The sequence below is a fragment of the Halovulum sp. GXIMD14793 genome, assembly GCF_054457435.1.
In genome coordinates this window covers 1-12322 of record NZ_JBTLNE010000080.1, presented here as the reverse complement: position 1 = coordinate 12322, position 12322 = coordinate 1, and the positions used below count along the sequence as shown (strand labels likewise).

General features: G+C 58.2%; 10 protein-coding genes, 1 other RNA gene and 1 pseudogene. 3 read left to right on the top strand and 9 right to left on the bottom strand.

Annotation, left to right across the window (positions count from 1 at the left end; translation table 11 throughout):
* Nucleotides 1–170: 170 nt before the first annotated feature.
* From ACW9UQ_RS17110 to ACW9UQ_RS17090, 5 genes are all read right to left on the bottom strand, one after another.
* Nucleotides 171–1766 (bottom strand): ABC transporter ATP-binding protein, encoded by a 1596-nt coding sequence (locus ACW9UQ_RS17110; RefSeq protein ID WP_458932218.1) that lies wholly within the window; start codon nucleotides 1764–1766, stop codon nucleotides 171–173.
* The gene (locus ACW9UQ_RS17105; protein ID WP_458932217.1) at nucleotides 1763–2875 is read right to left on the bottom strand and encodes an ABC transporter permease; all 1113 of its coding nucleotides are present in this window, start codon (nucleotides 2873–2875) and stop codon (nucleotides 1763–1765) included. The genes ACW9UQ_RS17110 and ACW9UQ_RS17105 overlap by 4 nt, the downstream gene beginning before the upstream one ends.
* Nucleotides 2875–3963 (bottom strand): microcin C ABC transporter permease YejB, encoded by a 1089-nt coding sequence (locus ACW9UQ_RS17100; RefSeq protein WP_458932216.1) that lies wholly within the window; start codon nucleotides 3961–3963, stop codon nucleotides 2875–2877. The genes ACW9UQ_RS17105 and ACW9UQ_RS17100 overlap by 1 nt, the downstream gene beginning before the upstream one ends.
* A gap of 7 nt (nucleotides 3964–3970) precedes the next feature.
* Complete coding sequence (locus ACW9UQ_RS17095; RefSeq protein ID WP_458932215.1) at nucleotides 3971–5848, bottom strand: extracellular solute-binding protein; 1878 nt, start codon at nucleotides 5846–5848, stop codon at nucleotides 3971–3973.
* Nucleotides 5849–5972: 124 nt separating this feature from the next.
* On the bottom strand, nucleotides 5973–6485 hold the full coding sequence (locus tag ACW9UQ_RS17090) for a c-type cytochrome (protein ID WP_458932214.1): 513 nt from the start codon (nucleotides 6483–6485) through the stop codon (nucleotides 5973–5975).
* A 134-nt stretch (nucleotides 6486–6619) separates the two neighbouring features.
* Between ACW9UQ_RS17090 and ACW9UQ_RS17085 the strand changes: the two genes are divergently transcribed.
* Nucleotides 6620–7468: a prephenate dehydratase gene (locus ACW9UQ_RS17085; protein WP_458932213.1), complete on the top strand. Its 849-nt coding sequence runs from the start codon at nucleotides 6620–6622 to the stop codon at nucleotides 7466–7468.
* A 65-nt stretch (nucleotides 7469–7533) separates the two neighbouring features.
* On the opposite strand, the gene ACW9UQ_RS17080 is transcribed toward ACW9UQ_RS17085, so the two are convergent.
* Nucleotides 7534–7995, bottom strand: a complete 462-nt coding sequence (locus tag ACW9UQ_RS17080; protein WP_458932212.1) for a hypothetical protein — start codon at nucleotides 7993–7995, stop codon at nucleotides 7534–7536.
* Nucleotides 7986–8966, bottom strand: coding sequence for an NAD(+) diphosphatase (nudC, locus tag ACW9UQ_RS17075; RefSeq protein ID WP_458932211.1), 981 nt, complete (start codon nucleotides 8964–8966; stop codon nucleotides 7986–7988). Before nudC ends, ACW9UQ_RS17080 begins: the two co-directional genes overlap by 10 nt.
* Before the next feature lie 116 nt (nucleotides 8967–9082).
* Here nudC and ffs point away from each other — a divergent pair.
* An RNA gene (gene ffs / locus ACW9UQ_RS17070) (signal recognition particle sRNA small type) lies at nucleotides 9083–9179 on the top strand.
* 262 nt (nucleotides 9180–9441) lie between these two features.
* Here ffs and ACW9UQ_RS17065 read toward each other — a convergent pair.
* On the bottom strand, nucleotides 9442–10308 hold the full coding sequence (locus tag ACW9UQ_RS17065; RefSeq protein WP_458932210.1) for a Hint domain-containing protein: 867 nt from the start codon (nucleotides 10306–10308) through the stop codon (nucleotides 9442–9444).
* Between the two features lie 141 nt (nucleotides 10309–10449).
* Between ACW9UQ_RS17065 and ACW9UQ_RS17060 the strand changes: the two genes are divergently transcribed.
* The gene (locus ACW9UQ_RS17060) at nucleotides 10450–12192 is read left to right on the top strand and encodes a DNA polymerase III subunit gamma/tau (RefSeq protein ID WP_458932209.1); all 1743 of its coding nucleotides are present in this window, start codon (nucleotides 10450–10452) and stop codon (nucleotides 12190–12192) included.
* A 31-nt stretch (nucleotides 12193–12223) separates the two neighbouring features.
* Here ACW9UQ_RS17060 and ACW9UQ_RS17055 read toward each other — a convergent pair.
* A pseudogene (locus ACW9UQ_RS17055) lies at nucleotides 12224–12322 on the bottom strand (IS5-like element IS711 family transposase); the annotation flags it as partial.

Genomic DNA, 12322 nt, shown 5'->3' with positions numbered 1-12322 from the left:
ACCTTCGAAGCGCTTTTCAAATCCGTTGCACAAACATGCGACCTCTTCCCACCAGACGAGTGCCGAAATCTCTTCAAGGCTGCCGGGTATGTTGCAGATTAAATGGACGGTGCTCTAGGCATCGAATACCCTGACCACCTCATTCGCCTGAAACAAAACGGCGCGCGCCGCTACTCCCCAATCAGCTTTTTCTCGAAAGCGGCTGCGATCAGTTTGCGGGTGTAGTCGGTCTGCGGCGCATCGAAAATCTGCTGCGTTGTGCCTTGCTCTACGATATCGCCCTGCCGCATGACCAGCACGCGATGTGACAGGGCGCGCACGACGCGCAGGTCGTGGCTGATGAAGATATAGGCCAGGTTATGGCGGCTTTGCAGGTCGCGCAGAAGCTCCACGATCTGGCTTTGTACGGTCATATCAAGGGCGGAGGTCGGCTCGTCCAGCACCACCAGTTTGGGCTGTAGGACCATGGCGCGGGCAATGGCGATGCGCTGGCGCTGTCCGCCGGAAAACTCGTGCGGGTAGCGCTGCATCATGTCGGCGTTCAGGCCGACCTCCTGCAGGATATCGGCGACCGCCTCTCGTCGGTCCATATCGGGGCGGTGGATGCGTAGGCCCTCGGCGATGATCTGCTCCACCGTCATGCGGGGGGACAGGCTGCCATAGGGGTCCTGAAAGACGATCTGCATATCGGCACGCAGCGGGCGCAGGTCCCGCCCGCTCAGCCCGTCGATGTTGCGGCCCATGAAAACAATGGGCCCTTCGGAGCTGATCAGCCGCATGATCGCCAGCGCCAGTGTCGTCTTTCCCGATCCGCTTTCGCCAACAACGCCCAGTGTCTCACCAGCGCGGACCGAGACACTGGCGGCGTTAACGGCCTTCACATGGCCGACGGTCTTGCGCAGAAAGCCACGCTGGATTGGAAACCAGATGCGCAAATCTTCGGTTCGCGCGATTTCCGGTGCGTCGGCGCCAACCGGATCCGGCTGGCCAGAAGGTTCGGCGTTCAACAGCATCCGGGTATAGTCATGCTGCGGATTGGCGAAGATCTCAGCTGTGTCCCCGCTTTCGACAATCTCGCCATCTTTCATCACATAGACCCGGTCGGCAAAGCGCCGCACGATGCCCAGATCGTGGGTGATGAACAGCATAGACATGTTTTCACGCGTCTTCAGCTCTGCCAGCAATTCAAGGATCTGCGCCTCAATCGTGACATCCAGCGCCGTGGTTGGCTCATCCGCGATCAGCAGATTGGGGCCGTTGGCCAGGGCCAGGGCTATCATCACGCGCTGCCGCTGTCCGCCGGACAGCTGATGCGGATAGGATTTCAGCCGCATCTCGGCATCGCGGATGCCAACCTTATCCAGCAATTCCAGCGTCTTTTCCCGTGCTGCCACCTTGTCCAAACCCTGGTGCAGCAACAGGCTTTCGGCCATTTGTTTTTCAATCGTGTGCAGCGGGTTGAGCGAGGTCATTGGCTCCTGAAAGATGAAGCTGATATCATTGCCCCGCACAGCCCGCAGTTCTGCATCCGTCGCGTTCAGCATATCCTGCCCGCGATAGGTGATCCGGCCGGTCATCTCGGCACTGTCAGGCAACAGCTTGACCGTGGACAGAGCCGACACCGACTTGCCCGAGCCGCTTTCGCCCACCAGCGCCACCGTCTCGCCCTCATGGATTTCAAAGCTGACCCCACGCACTGCCTCTGACGTTTTGCCGTCCTGACGAAACGCAACGCGAAGGTCGCGAACTGACAACACACCGCTCATTTGAACGTCTTTCTGGGATCAAAAGCGTCGCGGACCCCTTCGAAGATGAAGACCAGCAGTGAGAGCATCACGGACAAAGTGGTGAAGGCGGTGAAGGCCAGCCAGGGCTTGGTCAGGTTCTCCTTGGCCTGCAACGCGACCTCCCCCAAAGATGGGTAGGATGGAGGAAGGCCAAAGCCCAGGAAGTCCAACCCCGTCAACGTGCCTATTGATCCGGTGATTACAAACGGCAACATGGTCAGTGTGGCAACCATGGCATTTGGCAGAACATGGCGGAACATGATGGTGCGGTCACTGACGCCAAGGGCCTTTGCTGCGCGCACGTATTCAAAGTTCCGCGCGCGTAGGAATTCTGCCCGAACAACGCCGACCAATGCCATCCAACTAAACAAAATGATAAGTATCGACAGAATCATAAAGTTCATCGGGATGATAACTGCGAGAATAATGATGACGTATAACAGCGGTGTTGACGCCCAGATCTCAATAAATCTTTGAAACAGAAGGTCTGTTAGCCCGCCAAAGTATCCCTGAATGGCCCCCGCAGCGATGCCGATGATGGATGAAAAGAACGTCACGACCAGCGCAAACAGCACTGATATCCGAAAACCATAGATCACGCGGGCCAGCACGTCCCTTGCTTCATCATCAGTCCCAAGAAGATGGCGGCTATCTGGCGCAGACGGGGCTGAGGTTCCTACCTTCTTGTCATGATTGTCGTAAGCGAACCTGACGGGGGCCCAAATCAACCAACCCTGGACGATTGGTTCGCCGTCTACAATGCCATCCGCCGCATCTTCGGTTACACCCTCCGGATCATCAAAGCAGGGGTCTGTCAGCCCGCCGCTGACGATCAGGCATTGGACAACTTCGTCTTTGTAGTCCGCTTCCGTCCGGAACTCACCTCCGAAGGCGGTTTCGGGGTAGAACTGGAACGCGGGGCTGCGCCACTCGCCATTGTAGGACACCAGCAGTGGTTTGTTGTTCGCCAACAGCTCGGCAACAAGCGAAAGCCCGAAGAGCAAAAGGAAAATCCATAGCGACCAATAGGCCCGCCGATTGTTGCGGAAGTTACGCCAGCGACGTTGATTGAGCCCGCTAAGTGCCATCAGACCCTCCGCGTCTCGAAGTCAATGCGGGGATCAATCCAGACATATAGCAGGTCAGACACGATATTCAGCAACAAGCCCAGCAAGCCAAAGACATAGAGCGTTCCAAACAGGATCGGATAGTCGCGGTTAATGGCGGCATCATAGGCAAGCCGCCCCAGCCCATCGAGAGAGAAGATATATTCGATCAGCAGTGAAGAGCCGAACAGAACCGAAACAATAATGCCCGGAAACCCCGCGATGACGATAAGCATCGCATTACGAAAGACGTGACCATAAAGGATGCGACCCTCGGTCAGGCCTTTTGCGCGGGCCGTGATGACGTATTGCTTTTTGATCTCATCCAGGAAGGAGTTCTTTGTCAGCAGGGTGAGCGTCGCGAAAGCCCCAATCGTCACAGAGATCGTGGGCAGGACAATATGCCAGAGATAGTCGAGAATTTTCCCCATCGTACTGAGTTGGTCGAACTCATCCGAAACGAGGCCCCGCAGTGGGAAGATCTGCCAATATGATCCGCCAGCGAACAGGACAACCAGAATGACAGCGAAAAGGAAGCTTGGGATCGCATAGGCAACGATGATCAAACCTGAGGTCCATGTGTCAAAGCTTGAGCCATCCTTAACCGCCTTGCGAATACCAAGCGGGATCGAGATCAGGTAAGCCAACAGGGTCGACCACAAACCCAATGAGATTGAGACCGGCATCTTTTCCTTGATGAGGTCCACCACCGAGATTGAACGGAAATAGCTTTCGCCAAAGTCGAACCGCAGGTAGTTGCCCATCATGATGAAGAAACGCTCGACCGGCGGCTTGTCAAAGCCGAACTGAACCTTCAACTCTTCCAGATATTCGGGGTCCAACCCCTTTGCGCCCCTGTAGGTGCCATCTGCGGTGCTGGCACCAGCCTCTATGCCGGCATCAGCACCGGAAAAGCGTCCGGATGCCCCTGCAGCTTCGTTGTCCATCTCGGCGATGATCTGTTCGATAGGGCCGCCTGGCATGAACTGCACCAGTGTGAAGTTGATGATCATCATCCCCAGCAGCGTCGGGATCACCAGCAGCAGGCGTTTTAGGATATACGCGGCCATGGAGGGCTCAGAGCGCCCCTGCGGCTTTTAGCTTGTCGAACTTTTCCTGATCGAACCACCAGAAATCCAGCTCGCCAAGCGCGCGAAGCGGGTCTTCTTTGTCCCGGACTTTTTCGGGAAAACCGTAAATGTCAAAGCGGGCAATGGTGTCGACGGGTTTGTGCCATTGCGGCACCCAGAAGCGATAGGCGCGCAAGGTGCGGTCCAGCGCATGGACCGCGGTGGTTAGGTCTTCCAGCGTTTTAGCCTTGCGGACATGCTCGATCAGGGCGTCCACGCCTTCGCTTTTAAGGCCTGCCTTGTTGAAGATTGATTTGTCAGCATCGGCCGAGCCGAAATACTGCCCCAGACCCGGTGCGGTCGGACGCTCTGACATGCGAATAAGCTCGGTCAGCATCTCAAAATCGTGTTTGCGCTCCCGATTGGTCATTTGTGCGTTGTCGATCCGGACATGCTTGGCATCAATGCCGATGGAGCGCAGGTTTTCCACATATGGGTTCACGATCCGGTCAAAGCTGGGACTGTCATTGAGGATCTCGATGCTCAGCACTTCGCCTTCAGCATTGCGGCGCATCCCGTCATCGCCAACTTCCCATCCGGCCTCGTCCAGCAGCTTGCCTGCAGCACGCCGGGTGCGGCGGTCTATCTGGTTTTCCGATTGTACGGGCGGGACCACGGCAGGTTCGGTGAACACGATGTCAGGGATTTTGCCGCGCAGTGGTTCCAGCAGTGCAAGCTCCGCCTCAGAGGGCATGCCTTCGGCTTCCATGTCGCTGTTGCCCCAGAAGGATTTTGTCCGGGTGTAAATCCCATAAAACAGCGTGGCATTCGACCATTCAAAGTTGAACATCATGCCGATAGCTTCGCGCGTACGCGGGTCAGCGAACTTCTCTTCACGCAGGTTTAAGACGAAATACTGCGCCAGTGCCATCGCACCATCGGGGAACAGTTCCTTGATGACATAGCCTTTGTCCACCGCTGGGAAGTCATAACCCGTCGCCCAGGTCAGTGACGACGCCTCGTTGCGGAAGGTATAAGTACCTGCCTTGAACCCCTCGAAAGCAGCGGTGTAGTCGCCATAATATTCTATGCGGATGCGGTCGAAGTTTGACCGGCCCTGCATGATCGGCAGGTCCCAACCCCAGTAGTCAGGGTTGCGCTTGTAGATCACCCGGCGTGGTGGGTCGATTTCGTCCAGTATATAAGGGCCAGATCCGATGGCAGGCGTCAGCGTGCTGTCTTCGAAATCCACGCCGCTTTCCTCGTAGTATTTCTTCGAGAATATCGGCAGCGTGCCAGCCGACTGGATGCGGTCGCGTGGGGCGGCCTCTGCCGTGAAGGTGAATTTCACCTGCTGCGGGCCCAACACCTCGGCGCTTACGATTTCTTTCTTGATGGCCGCGCGGAACGAGGGCAGGCCCTTTTCAAGCATCAACTCATAGGAAAAAACCACATCTTCAGCGGTCAGCGGTGTGCCATCGGAAAACCGCGCCTCTGGCCGCAGGTTGAAGATCACCCATTCCTTGTTTTCGGGATACTCGAAATCCTTCGCCAGCAGGCCATAAAGTGTATCGACCTCGTCAACAGAGCCTTCCAGCAAGGTTTCATAGAAAACCGAAGACAAGCTGGCAGCGCGCCCTTTGGTTGTATAGGGATGAATGCTGTCAAAGCCGCCAAAGGCCCAGCCAGACCATTCGCCACCTTTAGGTGCGTCCGGATTGACATAGTCGAAATGTTTGAAATCGGCGGGATATTTCGGGTCGCCAAAGGTGGTGATGGCATGGGTTTTGATGATCTTGTCTTCGGCGGCGACTGGGGCCGCAATGGCGGCAGCTAACAGCGTGGCGGCAGCAAATGCCCGAAGTGTCGTGCGGCGAAGGACCATGAGCTCATCTTTCCCTGTCGTTGTTTTCTTGGGCGTAAGTGTAATGCAAGAAAAAGCGGCGTAAAGAAACTTCACGCCGCCTCTCATAAATGTTTGACGTTTGAAACGGGAAATTCCGTCGCAGTTACTGGTTCTGGGCCAGATAGGCGATCAGATTGGCACGATCCTCAGGCTTTGAAACCTTAACGTTCATCTTGGTGCCCGGCGCATACTTGGTTGAATTGGTGATGAACTCGCTAAGCGCCTGCTCGGTCCACGTCCCTTCAAGACCGCCCAGTGCGGACGAATAGCCGTAGCCATCGATGCTGGCTTGGCTGCGCCCTACGATCCCGAACAGATGCGGACCCGTTCCCTTACCACCGTCTTCAAGCTTATGACATGCGGAGCATTTCTTAAACACCTTCTCGCCCGCAGCGGCATCGGCGCTTGCCATCAGGGTCGTGATGTCAAACGGGGTTTCGGCAACCTCTTCACCGCCGCCTTCGCCTTCCTCGGGCACCTCAATGATATAGGCATGATGCGACCCTTCGCCGTGGTGGCTTTCGCCCAGGCCGAAGATGATATTGGCTGTCCAGCTCAGCAGCATAAGGATCAGCAGGGCGCCGCAGAACCCTGCGACAATTTTGGTAAGTTCCATCGTGTTCATGTTCAGACTACCCCGAGGCTGCGTTTCGGATTCCCTTGCGAGGGGCTTTGACCGTTTGTCTATCCGCTTCCCCTTGGCATTGGCAAGGTATAGAAAGCGCGACCAAACGACATGGTGGCCTCATAATGACAGATAAAAATACTAAGATTTCGTATCAGGGAGAGCCAGGGGCCTACTCCCATCAGGCCTGTATCGAGGCTTGCCCGGGGATGGAGGCGCTGCCGTCCAGCACTTTTGAGGGCGCGATTGACCTTGTGCGCAGCAGGGCGGCCGATCTGGCCATGATCCCGGTTGAAAACTCCACCTATGGCCGTGTGGCGGATGTGCACCAACTGTTGCCGGAAAGCGGGCTGAAAATCATCGGGGAGCATTTTGTCAGGGTGCATATCAACTTGCTGGGCGCGCCGGGGACAAAGCTGGAAAATGTCACCCGCGCCATGTCGCACCCCGTCCTGCTGGGCCAATGCCGCAACTTCCTGAAACCGCGCGGAATTGAGCGGATCACCGGCTTTGACACGGCAGGAGCCGCCAAACACGTTGCGGAAACCAAAGATCCTACGCTGGCAGCACTGGCATCCCCCCTTGCGGGGGAGATTTACGGACTTGATGTGCTGGCCGCGGAGATCGAGGACAACCACACCAACACCACCCGCTTTCTGATCATGGCACCCGAAGCGATCGAGGTGCCGCAGGACGGTCAGGTCATGACATCTTTCGTCTTCCGGGTTCGGAACCTGCCAGCAGCACTTTATAAAGCGATGGGTGGATTTGCTACCAATGGCGTGAACATGGTTAAGCTGGAAAGCTACATGATCGAAGGCTCATTCCACGCAACGCAGTTCTTTGCCGAAATTCAGGGCCATCCCGACGATCCGGCGGTTGTCCGCGCCATGGAGGAGTTGGACTATTTTACCTCCTACCTCAAGGTGCTGGGTGTCTATAAGGCCAACCCCTACAGGCAAGAACAGGGCTGAACCCTTGTCTGCTTGGCCGCGTCAATGGCAGAACGCCGCTGACGTATGCCTATCCTTTTGAAAAACTAGGCTTCAAGAGCCTGATATTCAGTCTCCAGCCAGGTTGCGGCCTTTCGAAGGGCCTTGCCTAGCTGGTGATTGAACTTGCCTTCCAGCATGCCAAGCCCTTTCAGGATGACCTTTGCCTTTACACCTTTGGCGGTGCCGGTGCTGGTGACGTGCAGTTGGCAGCTTGTGGCGCTAACCTCAGTGATGGTCAGGGAACTGTCGAAATGGATGTCGTTGAAGATGATTTTGGCGGCAACGCGGTTATATGGGCTCTGCTCAACGATTGTGATTTGCAGGTCCACATCCATGCCGCCGACTTTGCCTGACAAGGTCCAGGAGGGGCGGGCGTCGGGGTCCGGGGTCTCCGTCACCGTGAAGCCAAACCCCTCGACCACGGTCACCAGCTGATCAAAATCGGTGGCCTGCTCATAAACAAATTGAGCGGATGCGTCAGTGGTGGCTTCTGCAGTCAGGTGCATGGGTCAGGTATCCCGGCTTCGCCGCGCAGCCACATATGCAGCAGATGATGCGCCAGGGCACCTTTGCGGGCGGGTTTGATATTTGGATGGGTTCCGCTTTGCGCGGCCATGATCTCTTCGCGGGTCATCCAGATGGCGTCGTCAATCTCGATGGGATCAAGCTTGATCTCGGTGCTGGTGGCCTCGGCCCAGCAACCGATCATCAGCGAGGCAGGGAATGGCCAGGGCTGGCTGGCCAGATAGCCGACGCGGCCAACCTTGATCCCGGCCTCTTCAACGGTTTCGCGCCGAACGGCAGCTTCGATACACTCGCCCGGCTCCACAAACCCGGCCAACAGCGAATACATACCCTCGGGCCAGCCCGGGGAACGGCCCATCAGCACCTTGTTGCCTGACAGCACCAGCATGATCACCACCGGGTCCGTGCGCGGGAAATGTGTGGCCCCGCAATCGGCGCAGCGCCGTTGCCAGCCCGCATCCGCTACTTCGCTCCCGGCCCCGCAGCGGGCGCAGTGACGATGTGTGCCATGCCAGGCCCAGACGGCCCGCGCGGTTGCCGCACTCCCCGCATCGGAGGCGCTGATCAGGGCCATCAGCCCGCGCAGTTCCATGAAGGCGCTGTCGGGGACGGCGGGATGGATGTTCTGACTGGCGTCGAGAAACTGCGCGATCTGATCCGCATCCGCCTGCGGATCCTGCCAGCCCGAGATATCCGTGGCAAAGCGCGGTTGGCCCTGTTCCAGACCCAGAAAAAACGGCGATTCATCGGCATCGCGCAGTATCGGATGGTCCATAGGCAGCCATGTCAACGCTGGTATGTCCGTTGTCGTGAACAAGGGCTTGCCACGCCACAACACCATGCTGCGTGCTGCCTTATCGGTAAGAACACCAGCTTGCGCATCGGCCTTGCGCAGATGCGCGGCGCGATCAATGGATTCGTCGGCGAAGGTGATGGTTTCGAATTGGGACATGTCAGCAATCAGCAACAAGGGTGGCCGACCATGTAGCTGAATGCGCCGGAGATGGCTATGACATTCCGGCCACGGGTCTCTTGAAGAAATGAAGCGCCGAGTCTATATCGGCTGTCGAGAGGTTGGCGCGGGCGAGCGCCTCGCCAACCCGGTCAGGTCCGGAAGGAAGCAGCCGTAACGAGCCCCGCTTGGGTCGTTGTCCAGCCTCTCACCCAGTTTTCCGATTGTTTATCGACGCGCCCCGGTCATCGGGCCAAAGACTGCGGCCAGGGCTGCAAGCTGTTTTCGCAGCCAGTTGGTCATCAGCTTGAATTTTGTCATAACACCCACCCTATGAAGGGAACTCACCACTATTCCTGCCCGAATAGTAACATATTTGACTGAAATTTCCATAACTTACCCTTGGTTGCATTAACCATAGTCCGACAATTCTCAGAATTGTATCGAAGCAAGCCAAAACCAAATTCGGTAGCTTTCAGCTGCCCCAGATCAACATCGCCTCTTTTGCCGTGACCACCATGCGGACCGCCGGACCATAGCTTTTGGGGGCCTGACGCAGCTTTGGAAAGAGGCCGAAGATCTCGTCGCGCAGTCCTGATTCGATTTTGTTCAGGTCGGTGTCCGAGGGGTTGAGGCTCTCGCTCAGGGTGTTGTTCGTATAGATCAGCTGATGACGGTCAAACAGCAGGTGGTAATATTCCACCTCTTCTAGATCGGTTGCCGGCTGAATGCTGTCGCCATTGACCAGACCTTTTGCGGTGCACAGCACCTCTTCCTGACCAAACAGAACCTCGGCCTGCCAGCCCCGGATCACAACCCGGTGCCGGGGGGACACAAGCAGATCCTCGTTCGGGGCGCCCGGGCCAAAGACATCGCGGTGCAGACGGATGGGCAGAAAATCGCCCGCCGCGCGAACCCGGCGCGTACCAATCCAGCGCAGCGGCTGCGGGCCGTCATCCAATGTCGTGATCATGTCGCCAACCCGGAGCATCTCAACCGGAATATCCCCGCGCGAGGTGCGGATGACTGTCCCCCGGCCCAGGCTCAGGGCCATCTGGTGGTGCTGGGGCAGGCTCTGCGCGAAATGGGCCAGCAGGTGTTCCACCTTCTCGGGGCTGATCTGCCCGAAGGTATAAAGCGCCCCGCTGCGTGGATCATGGATGCGCGGCTGCCAGATCGCCACTGGCTGATCATCCGGTATCTCGGCCAGCTTTTGCGCGATATCCGTGTCGCCGCCACCCAGCAGGGCACTGCGCGCCGATGAAATCACCGGGGAATAAAGCTTCTGCGAGACGATCCGGCCATGGGCCACAGAGGTAATATAGACGTCTGGCTTTGCCACTCTGCGGGTCCTGCGGGTCGGTTTGATGCCCCCTCAATAGTGCGGGAAACACCAAATTGCTATAGGTCTCTGCGACGATCCCGGAACCGGCGGTTTTCGGAATCATTTTCAAACCGCGTGTGACCTGATAGCCCTACGGTCATGGACGACCAAAACGACGCTCAGCCGCAATATCAGGTTCTGGCCCGCAAATACCGCCCCGCAACCTTTGCCGATCTGATCGGGCAAGAGGCGATGGTGCGCACGCTGAAAAACGCGTTTGCCGCTGACCGCATTGCCCATGCCTTTATCCTGACCGGGGTGCGCGGTGTAGGCAAGACGACCACAGCGCGGATCGTGGCCAAGGGGCTGAACTGTACGGGCCCGGACGGGCAGGGCGGGCCGACGATTGAACCCTGCGGCCAGTGCGAGGCCTGCGTGGCGATTGCCGAAGGGCGTCACGTTGATGTGATGGAGATGGACGCCGCATCGCGCACCGGCGTCGGCGATATCCGCGAAATAATCGACAGTGTGAACTATCGCGCGGCTTCGGCTCGTTACAAGGTCTATATCATCGACGAAGTTCACATGCTGTCGAACAACGCCTTCAACGCGCTGCTCAAAACGCTGGAGGAGCCGCCCGCGCATGTGAAGTTCATCTTTGCGACGACCGAGATTCGCAAGGTGCCGGTAACGGTCCTGTCCCGCTGCCAGCGCTTTGATCTGCGACGGATCGAGCCTGAGGATATGATTGCCTACCTCAACGATATCGCGGGACGCGAGGGGGCGGTGCTCGGCGATCAGGCGTTGGGGCTGATCACACGGGCAGCCGAAGGATCCATGCGCGATGCGCTGTCGATCCTGGATCAGGCCATTGCCCATGGCGCCGGAGAGACCAGCGCCGATCAGGTGCGCGCCATGCTGGGGCTGGCGGACCGGGGTCGCATCCTTGATCTGTTCGATCTGGTGATGAAAGGCGATGCAGCGGGCGCGCTGGCGGAACTGTCTCAGCAATATGCCGACGGGGCCGACCCCATGGCAGTGCTGCGCGATCTGGCAGAGGTGACGCATTGGGTGTCGGTGGTGAAGATATCACCCGAAACAGCCGAAGACCCGACCGTGAATGCCGATGAGCGGGCACGTGGCCTGCAAATGGCTGATGCGCTGCCAATGCGGGTGCTGTCCCGGGCCTGGCAGATGCTGCTGAAAGCGCTGGAAGAGGTCGCCGCAGCCCCCAACGCCATGATGGCGGCCGAAATGGCAATCATTCGCCTGACCCATGTCGCGGATCTGCCGACGCCTGGGGATCTGGTGGCCAAGCTGACCTCTGCACCAGCCGGCGGTGCGACCGGCACCCCGGCCCCAGGCGGACCGGGTGGTGGCGCGCGGGCGATGGCCGCACCGGGCGCGACCGCCTCGGCGCAGCGGGTAGCACGGGCTGCCCCGCAGCCGCAGACCGATGAATTGCAGGCCTACCAAAGCTTTGAGCAGGTGGTCGGCCTGATCCGCCGCCAGCGCGACATGAAGCTGCTGGTCGAGGTGGAAACGTATGTGAAGCTGGTCGAGTATACTCCCGGCCGGATCGAGTTCGAACCTGCTGACAATGCCCCCCCAGATCTGGCTCAGCGTCTGGCTGGTAAGCTGCAGGAGTGGACCGGGCGGCGCTGGGGGGTCACGGTGGTGTCCGACGGCGGCGGCGAAACCATCGCCGAAACCGAGGCCCGCAATCGCGCGGACCTGGTGGGCGAAGCGATGGCGCATCCGATGCTGGCCGCCGTATTGCAGGCTTTCCCGGGCGTCGGGGACAAGCATATCAAGGTCGTGCAGGAAACGGCCGAGGCGTCTTTGGCACCTGTAGAAGAGCCTGAAGATGCGGATGACGACTGGGACCCGTTCGAAGATTAAGGTCGGGTCTAGCATTAGGCGGCGTCTGCATTTAGCTGATCCATGCCATTGCGCATGCGAGATCGACGAAGGCTTTGAATGAGCTGACGGTTTTCTCGCAACGCAGGGCAATCCGGCGGAACCTTTTGAT